The 16,566-nt window shown below is 59.3% G+C and carries 17 protein-coding genes; all 17 read left to right on the top strand.

Features of this window, described 5'->3' with window-relative positions:
* Positions 1 to 94 precede the first annotated feature (94 nt).
* The 17 genes from fliL (at position 95) to JTJ32_RS18725 (ending at position 16,563) form a co-directional block, all read left to right on the top strand.
* Positions 95 to 595 (top strand): flagellar basal body-associated protein FliL, encoded by a 501-nt coding sequence (fliL, locus tag JTJ32_RS18805; RefSeq protein ID WP_210042928.1) that lies wholly within the window; start codon positions 95 to 97, stop codon positions 593 to 595.
* A 9-nt stretch (positions 596 to 604) separates the two neighbouring features.
* Complete coding sequence (fliM, locus tag JTJ32_RS18800) at positions 605 to 1,573, top strand: flagellar motor switch protein FliM (RefSeq protein WP_099229038.1); 969 nt, start codon at positions 605 to 607, stop codon at positions 1,571 to 1,573.
* Between the two features lie 62 nt (positions 1,574 to 1,635).
* Complete coding sequence (gene fliN / locus JTJ32_RS18795) at positions 1,636 to 2,097, top strand: flagellar motor switch protein FliN (protein ID WP_099229037.1); 462 nt, start codon at positions 1,636 to 1,638, stop codon at positions 2,095 to 2,097.
* Positions 2,098 to 2,535 carry a flagellar biosynthetic protein FliO gene (fliO, locus tag JTJ32_RS18790; protein ID WP_099229036.1) on the top strand — a complete coding sequence of 146 codons (438 nt, stop codon included), beginning with the start codon at positions 2,098 to 2,100 and terminating at the stop codon, positions 2,533 to 2,535.
* A complete protein-coding gene (gene fliP / locus JTJ32_RS18785) occupies positions 2,535 to 3,287 on the top strand; it encodes a flagellar type III secretion system pore protein FliP (protein WP_210042927.1) in 753 nt (250 codons plus the stop codon). Before fliO ends, fliP begins: the two co-directional genes overlap by 1 nt.
* Positions 3,288 to 3,312: 25 nt before the next feature.
* Positions 3,313 to 3,582 carry a flagellar biosynthesis protein FliQ gene (gene fliQ, locus JTJ32_RS18780; protein ID WP_043306603.1) on the top strand — a complete coding sequence of 90 codons (270 nt, stop codon included), beginning with the start codon at positions 3,313 to 3,315 and terminating at the stop codon, positions 3,580 to 3,582.
* Between the two features lie 6 nt (positions 3,583 to 3,588).
* Entirely contained in the window at positions 3,589 to 4,374 is a 786-nt protein-coding gene (gene fliR, locus JTJ32_RS18775; RefSeq protein WP_210042926.1) for a flagellar biosynthetic protein FliR, read from the top strand.
* Between the two features lies 1 nt (position 4,375).
* A complete protein-coding gene (gene flhB, locus JTJ32_RS18770; protein WP_099229033.1) occupies positions 4,376 to 5,512 on the top strand; it encodes a flagellar biosynthesis protein FlhB in 1,137 nt (378 codons plus the stop codon).
* Between the two features lie 198 nt (positions 5,513 to 5,710).
* The gene (gene flhA, locus JTJ32_RS18765) at positions 5,711 to 7,840 is read left to right on the top strand and encodes a flagellar biosynthesis protein FlhA (protein ID WP_099229032.1); all 2,130 of its coding nucleotides are present in this window, start codon (positions 5,711 to 5,713) and stop codon (positions 7,838 to 7,840) included.
* Between the two features lie 11 nt (positions 7,841 to 7,851).
* Entirely contained in the window at positions 7,852 to 9,180 is a 1,329-nt protein-coding gene (gene flhF, locus JTJ32_RS18760) for a flagellar biosynthesis GTPase FlhF (RefSeq protein ID WP_099229031.1), read from the top strand.
* A 115-nt stretch (positions 9,181 to 9,295) separates the two neighbouring features.
* Positions 9,296 to 10,129, top strand: a complete 834-nt coding sequence (gene fleN / locus JTJ32_RS18755; protein WP_003412391.1) for a flagellar synthesis regulator FleN — start codon at positions 9,296 to 9,298, stop codon at positions 10,127 to 10,129.
* On the top strand, positions 10,126 to 10,866 hold the full coding sequence (gene fliA / locus JTJ32_RS18750; RefSeq protein ID WP_002554271.1) for an RNA polymerase sigma factor FliA: 741 nt from the start codon (positions 10,126 to 10,128) through the stop codon (positions 10,864 to 10,866). Before fleN ends, fliA begins: the two co-directional genes overlap by 4 nt.
* 255 nt (positions 10,867 to 11,121) lie before the next feature.
* The gene (locus JTJ32_RS18745; protein ID WP_161627625.1) at positions 11,122 to 11,496 is read left to right on the top strand and encodes a chemotaxis response regulator CheY; all 375 of its coding nucleotides are present in this window, start codon (positions 11,122 to 11,124) and stop codon (positions 11,494 to 11,496) included.
* A gap of 19 nt (positions 11,497 to 11,515) precedes the next feature.
* A complete protein-coding gene (locus JTJ32_RS18740) occupies positions 11,516 to 12,301 on the top strand; it encodes a protein phosphatase CheZ (RefSeq protein WP_099229030.1) in 786 nt (261 codons plus the stop codon).
* A gap of 33 nt (positions 12,302 to 12,334) precedes the next feature.
* A complete protein-coding gene (locus tag JTJ32_RS18735; RefSeq protein WP_210042925.1) occupies positions 12,335 to 14,605 on the top strand; it encodes a chemotaxis protein CheA in 2,271 nt (756 codons plus the stop codon).
* 51 nt (positions 14,606 to 14,656) lie between these two features.
* Positions 14,657 to 15,823, top strand: coding sequence for a protein-glutamate methylesterase/protein-glutamine glutaminase (locus JTJ32_RS18730; protein ID WP_210042924.1), 1,167 nt, complete (start codon positions 14,657 to 14,659; stop codon positions 15,821 to 15,823).
* Positions 15,823 to 16,563, top strand: coding sequence for a flagellar motor protein (locus JTJ32_RS18725; protein ID WP_004880794.1), 741 nt, complete (start codon positions 15,823 to 15,825; stop codon positions 16,561 to 16,563). Before JTJ32_RS18730 ends, JTJ32_RS18725 begins: the two co-directional genes overlap by 1 nt.
* Positions 16,564 to 16,566: the final 3 nt, after the last annotated feature.

Here is a 16,566-nt window from a genome sequence, read left to right as displayed (position 1 = left end):
GTCCGATCCACCTCCCTTCCGGCAACTCTGGCATAACACTTGCTCTGCCCCTGTCACGTATTGAAGACCCCTTGAATAGTGACGGATTATTGGCATGGCGAAGAGCGAAGAAGTTAAAGACCCCGCTTCCAAAGACAAACTCAAGCTCATCATCGTAGCGGTTGTGGCCTTGCTGCTCGCTGTCGGTCTGTCAGCGGGTGCGACCTGGTTCATCATGCACAAGAGCGAAAGCGCGCCTGATCCGGCAGTTGCTGCGGCCGCGGCCAACGCCAAGCCAGTGGCGGTTTTCGAACCGCTGACACCCGCTTTCGTCGTTAACTTCAACGCCAATGGCCGTCAGCGCTACATGCAGGTCAGCATCACCATGCTGGGCCGCAATGCTGCGGACATGGAGGCCTTGAAAGTGCACATGCCGGTGATTCGCAACAACCTGGTCATGCTGTTCGCGGCCATCCCTTTCGAGTCGCTGGCCTCGCCGATCGGCCAGGAAATGCTGCGTCAGAAGGCAACCGCCAGCATTCAGGAAGTGGCGCAGAAAGAACTTGGCAAGACTGTGATCGAACAGCTGCTGTTCACTAATTTCGTATTGCAGTAGGACCTCGACATGGCTGTGCAAGACCTGCTGTCCCAAGATGAAATCGACGCGCTGCTGCATGGCGTTGACGATGGTATGGTCCAGACCGAAAGCCCCGGCGAGCCCGGAAGCGTCAAAAGTTATGACCTGACCAGTCAGGACCGGATCGTCCGGGGTCGTATGCCGACCCTGGAAATGATCAACGAGCGATTTGCCCGTTACACCCGCATCAGCATGTTCAACCTGTTGCGCCGCTCGGCGGACGTGGCGGTGGGCGGTGTCCAGGTGATGAAGTTCGGCGAGTACGTGCATTCGTTGTACGTGCCGACCAGTCTGAACCTGGCCAAGATCAAGCCGCTGCGCGGCACGGCACTGTTCATTCTCGATGCCAAGCTGGTCTTCAAGCTGGTGGACAACTTTTTCGGTGGCGACGGCCGTCACGCCAAGATCGAAGGGCGTGAGTTCACGCCGACCGAGCTGCGTGTGGTGCGGATGGTGCTGGATCAGGCGTTCATCGACCTGAAAGAAGCCTGGCAGGCGATCATGGAAGTGAACTTCGAGTACATCAACTCGGAAGTGAACCCGGCCATGGCCAACATCGTCGGGCCGAGCGAGGCGGTGGTCATTTCCACCTTCCACATCGAACTCGATGGCGGTGGCGGCGATCTGCACGTAACCATGCCGTACTCCATGATCGAGCCGATCCGGGAAATGCTCGACGCCGGTTTCCAGTCGGACCTGGACGATCAGGACGAGCGCTGGGTCAACGCGCTCAAGGAAGACGTGCTGGACGTCAATGTGCCGCTCAGTACCACCATTGCGCAGCGTCAATTGCCGCTGCGCGACATCCTGCACATGCGCCCCGGTGACGTGATCCCGATCGAACTGGCCGAGTCGATGGTCCTGCGGGCCAACGGTGTGCCTTCGTTCAAGGTCAAGCTCGGCTCGCACAAGGGCAAGATGGCCCTGCAGGTAATTGAACCCATAGCGCGACGTTGACCTGTCAGGTCGACGTCGGAACATTGTTGCGTAATTGAATCACTGCTTGCAGAGGACTACCGATGGCTGATGAAAACGATATGACGTCTGCTGAAGATCAGGCGCTGGCCGATGAATGGGCTGCTGCACTGGGCGAGGCGGGCGAAGGTGGTCAGGACGATATCGACGCGCTGCTGGCTGCGGATGCGGGCAATGCGACCAATCGCATGACCATGGAAGAGTTCGGCAGCGTGCCGAAAAGCACCGGACCGGTTTCTCTGGACGGTCCGAACCTGGATGTGATTCTGGATATTCCGGTGTCGATTTCCATGGAAGTGGGCAGCACCGACATCAACATTCGCAACCTGCTGCAGCTCAACCAGGGATCAGTCATCGAACTGGACCGTCTGGCAGGCGAACCGCTGGACGTGCTGGTCAACGGTACGCTGATTGCCCACGGGGAAGTGGTGGTGGTCAACGAAAAGTTCGGCATACGCCTGACTGACGTGATCAGCCCGAGTGAACGCATCAAGAAGCTGCGTTAGGTGAAGCGCTTGTTGAGTGTTCTGCTGATGCTGCCGTCGCTGGCGTTGGCCGCCGAGCCCGCTGCGCAGGCAGCGCCCGCCGTGGCCAATACCGTGTCCAGCGGCATGGGTGGACAGGTGATGCAGCTGTTGCTGGGGCTTTTGCTGGTGGTCGGCCTGATTTTCGCGCTGGCCTGGGTCATGCGACGAGTCCAGCGGGTTGGGCCCAATAACAGCCAGATTATCGAACTGGTGAGCACGCGAGCCATCGGGCCGCGTGATCGTCTGGTGCTGGTTCAGGTGGGTAATGAACAGGTTCTGTTGGGCATCACGCCAGGCAATATCACCACCCTGCATGTGCTCAAGGAGCCTGTGCAGGTCCCGGTCAGGGAGCAGGCGACGCCCGAGTTCGCTCAGCGTCTGCTGGACTTGATGGGCAAGGATAAGGACAAGAAGTAATGGGCGCCTTGCGTTTCCTGATACTGCTGTTGCTGGTAATGCTTGCACCGGTCGCACTGGCGGCCGATCCGCTGTCGATTCCGGCAATCACCCTGTCCAACGGGGCGGACGGCCAGCAGGAGTATTCGGTCAGTCTGCAGATCCTGCTGATCATGACCGCGCTGAGCTTTATCCCGGCGTTCGTGATGCTGATGACCAGCTTCACGCGGATCATCATCGTCTTCTCGATTCTGCGACAGGCCCTGGGGCTGCAGCAGACGCCGTCGAACCAGATCCTGACCGGCATGGCGCTGTTTCTGACCATGTTCATCATGGCGCCAGTGTTCGACCGGGTGAATCAGGACGCTTTGCAGCCGTATCTGGCCGAGCAGCTCACGGCGCAGGATGCAGTCGCCAAGGCACAGGTGCCGATCAAGGATTTCATGCTGGCGCAGACGCGTACCAGTGATCTTGAACTGTTCATGCGTCTGTCCAAGCGTACCGACATTCCGACGCCGGACGCCGCACCGCTGAACATTCTGGTGCCGGCTTTCGTTATTTCCGAGCTAAAGACCGCGTTTCAGATTGGCTTCATGATCTTCATTCCGTTTCTGATCATCGATCTGGTCGTGGCCAGTGTGCTGATGGCGATGGGTATGATGATGCTTTCGCCGCTGATCATTTCCCTGCCGTTCAAGATCATGCTGTTCGTGTTGGTGGACGGCTGGGCGCTTATCGTCGGTACGCTGGCTGGCAGTTTTGGTGGTGTATGAGTCGTTTCGCTGAGGAGTCTGCCCGATGACGCCGGAAGTAGCCGTCGATCTGTTTCGTGAAGCGTTGTGGCTGACCACCATGCTGGTTGCGATCCTGGTGGTGCCGAGTCTGATCTGTGGTCTGCTGGTGGCGATGTTTCAGGCTGCCACCCAGATCAACGAACAGACGCTCAGCTTTCTGCCGCGTCTGATCGTCATGCTGATCACGCTGATCGTGATCGGTCCCTGGCTGTTGAAAGTCTTCATGGAATACATGCTGTCGTTGTATACCAGCATTCCGACCGTGATCGGCTGACGCTGCATGCAGCCGATGCTCGCGCTGACCGACGCCCAGATCAGCACCTGGGTCGCCAGCTTCATGCTGCCGCTGTTTCGTATCGTCGCGGTGTTGATGACCATGCCGGTCATTGGCACGACGCTGGTTCCACGACGCGTGCGCCTGTATTTTGCCGTGGCCATGACGGTGGTTGTCGCGCCCGTATTGCCCGCGATGCCTACGGTGCAGTCTCTGGATCTGAGTGCGCTGTTGTTGATTGGCGAGCAAATCATCATCGGCGCAGGGATGGGGCTCTCTTTGCAGCTGTTTTTCCATATCTTCGTGGTGGCAGGGCAAATCATCTCGACTCAGATGGGGATGGGCTTCGCCTCGATGGTCGACCCTACCAACGGCGTCTCATCGGCCACCATCGGGCAGTTTTTCACCATGCTGGTGACGCTGCTGTTTCTGGCCATGAACGGGCATCTGGTGGTGCTGGAAATTCTTGTTGAAAGCTTCACCACCATGCCGGTTGGCAGTGGTCTGCTGGTCAATAACTTCTGGGAGCTTGCGACCGGGCTTGGCTGGGTCATGAGCTCGGGGCTCAGGCTGGTGCTGCCGGCGATCACCGCGCTGCTGGTCATCAACATCGCATTTGGCGTGATGACGCGTGCGGCGCCGCAGCTCAATATCTTTTCCATCGGTTTTCCGCTGACGCTGGTGCTGGGCATGGTCATTCTGTGGATGACCATGGGCGATATTCTCAATCAATATCAGCCCCTTGCCAGTCAGGCTCTGCAGGCACTGCGCGACATGGTGAGGGCTCGTTGAAATGGCTGAAAACGAGAATGGCCAGGACAAGACAGAAGAACCCACCGAGAAAAAGGTCCGTGACTCGCGGGCTGAGGGTCAGATTGCACGCTCCAAGGAGCTGACCACGCTGGTGGTGATGCTGATGGGGTCGGGCGGGGCGTTGATGTTTGGTGGCGGCATCGCGCAGATGATGTTCGAGTTGATGCGCGACAACTTCACCATCACCCGTGAAACCCTGATGGATCAGGATTACATGGGCAAGGCACTGCTCGCCTCCGGCATGCATGCGATGGTGGTGGTGCTGCCGTTTCTGATTGCCATGCTCCTGGCCGCGCTGGTCGGTCCGATCATGCTCGGCGGCTGGCTGTTTGCAACCAAGTCGCTGGCCCCCAAGTTCAGTCGCATGAATCCGGCGGCGGGTCTCAAGCGCATGTTCTCTCCCCATGCGCTGGTGGAACTGCTCAAGTCGCTCGCCAAATTCCTGATCATTCTTGCAGTGGCGCTGGTGGTGCTCGGCAAGGAGCGCAACGATCTGGTGGCTATCGCGCACGAGCCTCTGGAGCAAGCCATCATCCACAGTCTCCAGGTGGTGGGCTGGAGCAGTTTCTGGATGGCCTGCGGCCTGATGTTCATCGCTGCTGCCGACGTTCCGTTTGTATTGTGGGAGGCGCACAAGAAGCTGCTGATGACCAAGCAGGAGGTGCGCGACGAGCACAAGAACAGCGAAGGCAGTCCGGAGGTCAAGCAGCGTATCCGTCAACTGCAGCGCGAGATGTCGCAGCGCCGGATGATGGCCTCGATCCCCGAAGCCGACGTGATCATCACCAACCCGACTCACTTTGCCGTGGCGCTCAAGTACGATCCGGAGAAGGGCGGGGCGCCGATGTTGCTGGCCAAAGGCACTGATCTGATCGCGCTGAAAATTCGCGAGATCGCCGCGCATAATCAGATCCTGATTCTGGAGTCTCCCGGGCTGGCGCGATCCATCTACTACAGCACCGAGCTGGAACAGGAAATTCCTGCGGGACTGTACCTGGCCGTGGCTCAGGTGCTGGCCTACGTCTATCAGATCCGTCAGTACCATGCAGGCCAGGGCAAGCGTCCGGATCCACTGGGCGACGTGCCGATCCCGCCGGACCTGCAGCGCGATTCCTGATGGTCTGGTTTGTCTGATACGCCTGGTCGATCCTTTCGCCAGCAACCCGCCCCCCGTTCCTTTCCTGTTAATGCTTCTTTCTGCCGTTTAACACCCGTATTCACTGGCTTTTGAAAAGTTGGACAGCTTTTTGCAATAGGTCTGTTCAAGGACGCTGTCGGCGTCAAAGTTTTGATCCAGTGCGCAGGTAAAGAATCGGTGGAACGCTCTCAGATACTCAGTAGCGCACGCAGCAACATCGCAGGCCTCGGCCGTGGTCAGTTGGGCGTGCCGCTGTTGCTGCTGATCATGTTGGCAATGATGATGTTGCCCATTCCGCCGTTTCTGCTGGACGTGCTCTTCACGTTCAACATCGCACTGTCCATCGTCGTGCTGCTGGTCTGCGTGTACGCGTTGCGGCCGCTGGATTTCTCGGTTTTCCCGACCATTCTCCTTGTCGCCACGCTGCTGCGTCTGGCACTGAACGTTGCCTCGACACGGGTGGTCATGCTGCACGGCCAGGATGGACACGCTGCCGCAGGCAAGGTGATCCAGGCCTTCGGTGAGGTCGTGATCGGCGGTAACTACGTGGTCGGTATCGTGGTGTTCGCGATTCTGATGATCATCAACTTCGTGGTGATCACCAAGGGCGCAGGGCGTATCTCCGAAGTAAGCGCTCGTTTTACCCTTGATGCGATGCCAGGCAAGCAGATGGCAATCGACGCCGACCTCAACGCCGGCCTCATCGATCAGCCCGAAGCAAAACGCCGTCGTGCCGAAGTCGCCGGGGAGGCCGAGTTCTACGGTTCCATGGACGGTGCCAGCAAGTTCGTGCGCGGCGATGCGATTGCCGGCCTGCTGATTCTGTTCATCAACCTCATCGGCGGCATGCTGGTGGGTATCCTGCAGCACAACATGACGTTCGGCGATGCAGGTCGCGTTTACACCTTGCTGACCATCGGTGACGGTTTGGTGGCGCAATTGCCATCACTGCTGCTGTCCACCGCTGCCGCGATCATGGTGACCCGTGCTTCCGGTTCGGAAGAGATGGGCAAGCTGATCAATCGCCAGATGTTCTCGTCCTACAAGGCGCTGGGTGTGTCGGCCGGCATCATGATCGTCATGGGGCTGGTGCCGGGCATGCCGCACTTTGCCTTTATCGGCCTTGGTCTGGTGGCGGCCGGTGGTGCCTACCTGCTGTGGAAGAAAGAGAATCAGGTGAAGTTCGAAGCGCTGGCCGAAGTTCAGCGTCAGCAGGATCTGCTGCCGTCACCGACCCGCGTTCAGGATTCCAAGGAACTGGGCTGGGATGACGTGACGCCGATCGACATCATCGGTCTGGAAGTGGGCTATCGCCTGATTCCGCTGGTGGATCGCAATCAGGGTGGTCAGTTGCTGGCGCGTATCAAGGGCGTGCGCAAGAAGCTCTCTCAGGAGCTGGGCTTTCTGATGCCGACCGTCCACATCCGCGACAACCTCGATCTGGCGCCCAGCGCCTATCGTCTGACGCTGATGGGCGTGATTCTGGCCGAGGCCGAGATCTACCCTGATCGCGAACTGGCGATCAATCCTGGTCAGGTATTCGGCACGCTGAACGGCATCACCGCCAGAGATCCGGCATTCGGCCTGGAGGCAGTGTGGATCGAAATCAGCCAGCGCAGTCAGGCTCAGTCTCTCGGTTACACGGTGGTGGACGCCAGCACGGTAGTGGCGACCCACCTCAACCAGATCCTGTACAAGCACTCGCATGAACTGATTGGTCATGAAGAGGTCCAGCAACTAATGCAATTGCTGGCCAAAAGCTCGCCGAAACTGGCTGAAGAGCTGGTTCCAGGTGTGCTGTCGCTGTCGTCGTTGCTCAATGTGCTGCAGGCGCTGCTGGCCGAACACGTACCGGTACGCGACATCCGCAGCATTGCAGAGGCCATCGCCAACAACGCCGGGAAGAGTCAAGATACTGCCGCTTTGGTGGCGGCGGTCCGCGTCGGTCTGAGTCGCGCAATCGTGCAAAGCATTGTAGGCGTTGAGCCGGAGCTGCCTGTTATCACTCTGGAACCAAGGTTGGAACAGATATTGCTCAATAGTTTGCAGAAGGCTGGTCAAGGTCAGGAAGAAGGCGTTCTGCTTGAGCCGAGCATGGCTGAAAAGCTCCAGCGTTCGTTGATTGAAGCGGCCCAGCGTCAGGAGATGCAAGGGTTGCCGGTAATCCTTCTGGTAGCGGGTCCGATTCGGGCGATGCTGTCACGATTTGGACGATTGGCTGTACCGAGCATGCATGTTCTGGCGTATCAGGAAATTCCTGACAACAAGCAAGTAACCATCGTAGCGACTGTCGGGCCCAACGGCTGAGGTAGTGAGTCATGCAAGTTAAGCGATTTTTCGCCGCCGATATGCGTCAAGCCATGAAGCTGGTTCGCGATGAGCTGGGCGCTGAGGCGGCCATCATTGGCAACCGCCGCATCGCCGGTGGCGTTGAACTGACCGCCGCGCTGGATTACAAACTCTCTGCGCTGGCACCCCGCGTTCCGAACATGGAACTCGAAGACGAGCTGCGCAAGACCCAGTCGCGCATCGTCTCTGCGCAGGCTGAACTGAACAACCGCAGCGACAGCGATGCCTCGGTCAATCTTCAGTTGTTTTCCGGCAAGCCGATCAGTGCGACCGACACCCACATCGAGCCGACTCTCGAAGAGCCGCCACGCCCGTTTGCCTACGCACCGGCCCCGGCCGCCGAGCCTGCGGGCGGTCAGCGTGCCTTCGAGTCGATGCGCTCCGAATTGAACGGCCTGCGCGAGCTGCTGGAAGTCCAGCTCGGCTCCCTGGCCTGGACCCAGTTGCAGGGCAGCCGTCCGCAACAGGCCAACCTGTGGCGTCGTCTGCAACGCGTCGGTCTGTCCGGCCCGTTGTCGCGTGACCTGCTGTCGATGATTCCGGATATTGACGAGCCCCGTCAGGCCTGGCGCATGCTGTTGGCCCATCTGGCGCGCATGATTGCCGTGCCCGATGTCGAGCCGCTGGAGGAGGGCGGTGTTATTGCCATGGTCGGTCCTGCCGGTATGGGCAAGACCACCACGCTGGCCAAGCTGGCCGCCCGTTACGTGCTGAAGTACGGCGCGCAGAACATCGCGCTGGTCAGCATGGACAGCTTCCGCATCGGTGCCCAGGAGCAGCTCAAGACACTGGGCCGTATTCTCAACGTGCCGGTGACTCACGTCGATCCGGGTCAGTCGCTGGCACAGGCCCTCGAGCCTCTGCTGCGCAAGCGTGTGGTCCTTATCGACACCGCCGGACTGCAAGCCAGTGATCCTGCGTTGCGCATGCAACTGGAAAGCCTGGCGGGTCGCGGCATCAAATCGCGTAACTACCTGGTACTGGCCACAACCAGCCAGAAGCAGGTACTGACAGCGGCTTATCACAGTTACAAGCGTTGTGGCCTGGCCGGATGCATTCTGACCAAGCTGGATGAAACCGCCAGCCTGGGTGAAGTTCTTAGCCTGGCAATCAGTCACGAATTGCCGGTGGCCTACCTTACGGACGGACCACGGATTCCTGACGATTTGCACGTTCCGCGTCGTCACCAACTGGTGAGCCGCGCGGTCAGCGTGCAAATGCAGGATGAGCCTAGCGAAGAAGCGATGGCTGATATGTTTGCCGACCTCTATCACTCACCTGGCAAAAGGGTAGGTTAAGTGATGGAGACTATTGGAATGTCCCTGCATCGATGGTCTGCCAGGCATTGTTCGTTCGCGAACGTGCAGCCCCCAATGTGGCTTCGGTCTACGCAAGACAAGGTAAAGAAATAACATGGGCAGCATGCATCCCGTACAGGTTATTGCGGTGACCGGCGGCAAAGGTGGCGTCGGTAAGACTAACGTGTCAGTGAACCTCTCACTGGCCCTGGCTGAACTCGGTCGACGCGTCATGCTTCTTGACGCCGATCTGGGTCTGGCCAATGTCGATGTTCTGCTTGGGCTGACACCCAAACGCACGCTCGCCGATGTCATAGAGGGCCGCTGCGAATTGCGCGACGTGCTTCTTCAGGGGCCGGGCGGCGTTCGCATCGTGCCTGCCGCTTCCGGCACTCAGAGCATGGTTCATCTGTCGCCTGCCCAGCACGCGGGTCTGATCCAGGCGTTCAGCGAAATTGGCGACAACCTCGATGTGCTGGTGATCGACACGGCGGCAGGCATCGGTGAATCGGTGGTCAGCTTCGTACGCGCCGCGCAGGAAGTCTTGCTGGTGGTCTGCGACGAGCCCACGTCCATCACGGATGCCTACGCACTGATCAAGTTGCTCAACCGCGACTACGGCATGAATCGCTTCCGGGTGCTGGCCAACATGGCCCAGAGCCCGCAGGAAGGCCGCAATCTGTTCGCCAAGCTGACCAAGGTCACGGACCGCTTTCTGGATGTGGCGCTGCAGTATGTCGGGGCTGTGCCTTACGACGAATGCGTGCGCAAGGCCGTGCAGAAACAGCGTGCCGTCTACGAAGCCTTCCCGCGTTCCAAATGCGCGCTGGCATTCAAGGCCATTGCCCAGAAGGTCGATACCTGGCCGTTGCCGGCCAATCCAAGGGGTCACCTTGAATTTTTCGTTGAACGACTCGTTCACCAGACCAGTGCGGGGCCTGTCCAATGACAGCGAGCGGCTACCAGATGTACAGCAAGGCTTCCCGGAATTCGCAGTATGAGCTGATCGAGCGTTATGCGCCCCTGGTCAAGCGCATCGCCTATCACTTGCTGGCCCGCTTGCCAGCCAGCGTGCAGGTCGAGGATCTGATCCAGGCCGGCATGATCGGCCTGCTGGAAGTCTCTACCAAATACGACTCCACCAAGGGTGCGAGTTTCGAGACCTATGCGGGTATCCGTATTCGTGGCGCCATGCTCGACGAAGTGCGCAAGGGGGACTGGGCGCCTCGCTCGGTCCACCGCAATACGCGCATGGTAAGCGACGCAATTCGCGCAATTGAAGCGAAAACCGGACGTGACGCTAAAGATCACGAGGTTGCTGCCGAACTCCAGTTGAGTCTCGATGATTATTACGGGATTTTGAATGATACCTTGGGCAGCCGCCTCTTCAGTTTCGACGACCTGCTTCAGGACGGCGATCATGAAGGGCTGCACGAGGACGGTGCCAGCGGTTCGCTTGAACCGTCACGGGACCTGGAAGACGAGCGCTTTCAGGCAGCCCTGGCCGATGCGATTGCCAATTTGCCGGAGCGTGAGCGTCTGGTCTTGGCGCTGTACTACGACGAAGAGCTGAACCTCAAGGAAATCGGAGAGGTCCTGGGTGTCAGCGAATCGCGGGTCAGTCAGTTACACAGCCAGTGCGCAGCTCGTTTGCGAGGGCGTTTGGGGGAGTGGCGAGCGCGTTGACAGTCAAGGTGCGGCCTGGTCCGCACAATGACTTCAAGCCGGCTGTGCAGAGCGTTACGTGGTAACAGGATAGACAAGGCAGGAGCCTGTCGGGCGGTGCCTCGATGGGCTGTTCGTTCAGGTCTGTACCTGTCGTTTTGCCAAGCCCGTCGTCGTTTCGTACAGCCGGGGGTGTGCTGTGCCAGTATTGAGTGAACAGCGTGTTCAGGTGCTGAACGCGTTAAAGACTGCTTGGAGGTCGAATTGGACAAGAACATGAAAATCCTCATCGTTGATGACTTCTCAACGATGAGGCGGATCATCAAGAACCTGTTGCGTGATCTGGGGTTCACCAACACATCGGAAGCGGATGACGGTCTGACCGCGCTGCCGATGTTGCAGAGCGGTGCCTTTGACTTTCTGGTGACGGACTGGAACATGCCTGGCATGTCCGGTATCGATCTGTTGCGCCAGGTCCGTCAAGACGAGCGCCTCAAGAGCCTGCCTGTGCTGATGGTCACTGCCGAAGCCAAGCGTGAGCAGATCATTGAAGCTGCACAGGCCGGTGTTAACGGTTACGTGGTCAAGCCATTCACGGCTCAAGCGCTGAAAGAGAAGATCGAAAAGATCTTTGAACGCGTCAATAGCTGATGCATGCCGCGAGGGCGCTATGGATAACAATGATTCGATGGCCGACTTTGAGTCGACCCTGAAAAGACACGCGCAGGAACTCGTTACCAGCCTTGAAAAAGGCCGTTTCGGCGAAGCTGTGCAACTGATCCATGAGCTCAACCAGACACGCGACCGCGGCCTCTATCAGGAAGTGGGCAAGCTGACTCGTGAGCTGCACAGTGCAATCGTCAACTTCCAGATCGATCCGCACATGCCTCAGGCCGAAGAGGTATCGCAGATCACGGATGCCACCGAGCGTCTGGGTTACGTCGTGCGACTGACCGAAAATGCGGCCAACCGCACCATGGATCTGGTCGAGGAAAGCACGCCGGTCATGAACGGTCTGAGTTCCGACGCCAAGGCGTTGAGCGAAGACTGGGGACGTTTCATGCGCCGCGAAATCGGTGCCGAGGAATTTCGCGATCTCGCCAAGCGGGTCGATGGTTTTCTGACGCGTACCGAGAAGGAGACCCACGAGGTTTCCGCTCACCTCAATGACATTCTGCTCGCCCAGGATTACCAGGACCTTACCGGTCAGGTGATCAAGCGTGTCACGCAGTTAGTCACTGAAGTGGAAGGCAATTTGCTCAAACTGGTGCTCATGGCCAGCCATGTCGATCGCTTTGCGGGTATCGAACATGACGAAGAATCCATCCTTGCGGAAAAAGATCCTAAAAAACATCTCGCCAAGGGTGAAGGTCCGCAGATTCATGCCGATAAACGTGAAGACGTCGTATCCGGACAGGATGATGTAGACGATCTGCTATCGAGCCTCGGCTTCTAGGTCTGTTGACGGTTAATTTTAGGGAGCACCCCCATGAGCTTCGGCGCCGATGAAGAAATCCTTCAGGATTTTCTGGTAGAGGCCGGCGAAATTCTGGAGCAGTTGTCAGAGCAATTGGTCGAGCTGGAAAGCCGACCGGATGATGCTGATCTGCTCAATGCAATTTTTCGCGGTTTTCACACTGTAAAAGGGGGCGCCGGCTTCCTCCAGCTTCATGAGCTGGTGGAGTGCTGCCATATCGCCGAAAACGTGTTCGACATCCTTCGCAAGGGTGAGCGTCGCGTTGATTCCGAGCTCATGGACGTGGTCCTGGAAGCATTGGACACCGTCAACAGCATGTTCGGCCAGGTGCGCGAACGTACTGACCTGACGCCTGCGACGCCGGAGCTGCTGGCGGCGTTGTCCCGTCTGGCTGAACCACAGTCCAATGACGAAGTCGCAGTTGCCGAGCCTGAACCTGTGGCTGAAGTCGCCGAATCGGCGGCTCCGGTTGCCGAGGCGGCTGGCGGCGACGACATCACGGACCATGAATTCGAACAGTTGCTCGATTCGCTGCACGGCTCAGGGCCGATTGCGCCACCTGCTGCGGCCCCGGCCGCTCAGGCCTCATCGAGCGACGAGATCACCGATCAGGAATTCGAATCCCTGCTCGATCAGTTGCACGGCAAGGGCAAGTTTGCCGCCGATGCCGCTCCAGCACCGGCCCCTGCGGCCAAGGCTGGCGGCAGCGCACCGGCCAGTGACGAGATCACTGACGACGAGTTCGAAGCATTGCTGGATCAACTGCATGGCAAAGGGTCGTTCGACGCTGCTGTCGTTGCGCCGGTGGCTGTCGAGGCCGTTGCGGCCAAGGCTCCAGCGACGGCAAAGGCTGCGGCTTCCGACGAAATCACCGACCACGAATTCGAAAACCTGCTGGACGAGCTGCACGGCAAGGGCAAGTTCGAGCCTGACGCGGTCGTCGCCAAGGCGCCTGCGCCTGTTGCCAAGCCTGCCCCGGCCCCCGCTGCCAAACCTGCTGCTGCGCCTGCCCCCGCTGCAAAGGCCGAACCTGCGCCAGCCAAGGCTGCCGCACCTGCACCTGCACCCGCTCGTGCTCCTGCCCCAACGGGCGAAAAGCCGGTCGCGACCGAGGCCGAAACCACGGTGCGCGTGGATACTGCGCGCCTGGACGAGATCATGAACATGGTCGGCGAACTGGTGCTGGTGCGTAACCGCCTGGTGCGCCTGGGTCTTAACAGTGGCGACGAAGCCATGTCCAAGGCCGTTTCGAACCTGGACGTGGTGACCGCCGACCTGCAGACCGCGGTGATGAAAACCCGCATGCAGCCGATCAAGAAAGTCTTCGGCCGCTTCCCGCGTCTGGTTCGTGACCTGGCTCGCCAGCTCAAGAAAGAGATCAATCTGGAATTGGTGGGCGAAGAGACCGACCTGGACAAGAACCTTGTCGAGGCACTGGCCGACCCGCTGGTCCACTTGGTGCGCAACGCGGTCGACCACGGTATCGAAACCCCTGAGGAACGCGAAGCCACCGGCAAGTCCCGCGGCGGCAAGGTGATCCTGGCGGCAGAGCAGGAAGGCGACCATATCCTGTTGTCCATCTCGGATGACGGCAAGGGCATGGACCCGAACGTGCTGCGCTCCATCGCCGTCAAGCGCGGTGTCATGGACAAGGATGCTGCGGACCGTCTCAGCGACACCGACTGCTACAACCTGATCTTTGCGCCGGGCTTCTCGACCAAGACCGAGATTTCCGATGTCTCCGGTCGTGGCGTGGGCATGGACGTGGTCAAAACCAAGATTTCCCAGCTCAACGGCTCGATCAATATCTACTCGACCAAGGGCCAGGGTTCGAAAATCGTCATCAAGGTTCCGCTGACGCTTGCGATCATGCCGACCCTGATGGTCATGCTGGGCAATCAGGCTTTTGCCTTCCCGCTGGTCAACGTCAATGAGATCTTCCACCTGGACCTGTCGACCACCAACGTCGTCGATGGTCAGGAAGTGGTGATCGTGCGTGACAAGGCCTTGCCTTTGTTCTACCTCAAGCGCTGGCTGGTCAGTTCGGCCGCGCACGAAGAGCAGCGTGAAGGGCACGTGGTGATTCTGTCTGTCGGCACCCAGCGCATCGGCTTTGTCGTCGATCAACTGGTCGGGCAGGAAGAAGTGGTGATCAAACCGCTGGGCAAGATGCTGCAAGGTACGCCGGGTATGTCGGGCGCCACTATTACCGGTGACGGTCGCATTGCCTTGATTCTCGATGTACCGAGCATGCTCAAGCGTTACGCCGCACGGCGTATTTGATTCTGGGGTTGCGGGCAGCTTCGGCTGCCTGCGGCGCCTATTGGAGTGTTTATGGCAGTCAAGGTCCTGGTGGTGGATGATTCCGGTTTCTTCCGCCGCCGCGTTACGGAAATCCTTTCTTCGGACCCCAACATCCAGGTTGTCGGCACGGCAACCAATGGCAAGGAAGCTATAGAACAGGCCCTCGCGCTCAAGCCTGACGTGATCACGATGGACTACGAAATGCCGATGATGGATGGCATTACGGCGGTTCGTCACATCATGCAGCGCATCCCGACTCCGGTATTGATGTTCTCCTCACTGACTCACGAAGGTGCCCGCGTCACGCTGGATGCACTGGACGCCGGTGCGGTGGACTTTTTACCCAAGAATTTTGAAGACATCTCGCGCAACCCGCAGAAGGTCAAACAACTGCTGTGCGAGAAGATCAACAGCATCTCGCGCAGTAACCGTCGTTTCAGCGGAGCAAGTTCCACCTCCGCCGCTCCGGTTTCTTCCTCCGCTGCGCCCGCTGCCCGTACCGCGGCACCTGCATCGACAACGCCGGCGCGCACGGTTGCGCCGCGCACTGCAGCGCCTGTGCCTCATGCAGCCCATGCCCAGCCACATGCTCATGCGCCAGCCCATCCGACCACCTCGGGAGCGCCCAAGCGCAAGGCCTACAAGCTGGTTGCCATCGGTACCTCGACGGGTGGTCCCGTTGCGTTGCAACGTGTGCTGACGCAATTGCCTGCCAGTTTTCCGGCACCGCTGGTGCTGATCCAGCACATGCCTGCTGCGTTCACCAAGGCTTTTGCCGAGCGTCTGGACAAGTTGTGCAAGATCAGCGTCAAGGAAGCCGAGGACGGTGATGTGCTGCGTCCGGGCCTTGCTCTGCTGGCACCCGGTGGCAAGCAGATGATGGTCGACAGCCGTGGCATGGTGAAGATTCTGCCCGGTGACGAACGCCTCAATTACAAGCCGTGCGTGGACATCACGTTCGGATCGGCCGCCAAGTCCTATGGCGACAAGGTGCTTTCAGTCGTGCTCACCGGCATGGGGGCCGACGGCCGTGAAGGCGCTCGTCTGCTCAAGCAGGCAGGCAGCACGGTCTGGGCTCAGGACGAGGCGAGCTGTGTGATCTATGGCATGCCGATGGCCATCGTCAAGGCTGAGCTGGCGGATGCGATCTACAGCCTGGACGATATCGGTCGTCATCTGGTCGAGGCGTGCCTCTGATGGATGTACTGAGTCTGATCGGACTGATCCTGGCGTTTGTGGCGATCATTGGCGGCAACTTTCTCGAAGGCGGACACCTCAGTGCGCTGCTGAACGGCCCGGCAGCGCTGATCGTGATCGGCGGTACGCTGGGAGCGTCGCTGTTGCAGGCGCCCATGAGCGCGTTCATGCGCGCCATGAAAATCATTCGCTGGGTGCTGTTCCCGCCGCGTGTCGATCTTCCCGGTGGCGTTGACCGCGTGATCGGCTGGAGCATGACTGCCCGCAAGGAAGGCCTGTTGGGGCTGGAAACGGTTGCCGACGCCGAGCCTGACAGCTATGCCCGCAAAGGCCTGCAGTTGCTGGTCGACGGCGCCGAGCCGGAAGCGATTCGCAGCATTCTGGAAGTGGATTTCATCACCCAGGAAACCCGTGACATCCAGGCCGCCAAGGTCTTCGAGAGCATGGGCGGCTACGCGCCGACCGTGGGCATCATCGGTGCGGTCATGGGGTTGATTCACGTGATGGGCAATCTGGCCGATCCGAGTCAGCTGGGCAGCGGCATTGCCGTGGCCTTCGTTGCCACTATCTACGGTGTCGCGACGGCCAACCTGATCCTGCTGCCGGTGGCCAACAAGCTCAAGGCCATCGCCCACCGTCAGGCGCGTTACCGTGAAATGCTGCTCGAAGGTCTGCTGTCCATTGCCGAGGGTGAGAACCCGCGCTCCATCGAACTCAAGCTGCAAGGCTTCATGGAGTAACAC

Origin of the sequence: Pseudomonas alliivorans, assembly GCF_017826695.1 — a bacterium.
Classification (GTDB): domain Bacteria; phylum Pseudomonadota; class Gammaproteobacteria; order Pseudomonadales; family Pseudomonadaceae; genus Aquipseudomonas; species Aquipseudomonas alliivorans.
The sequence above is the reverse complement of the archived record's forward strand: the minus strand, read 5'-3'. Positions and strand labels throughout refer to the sequence as shown.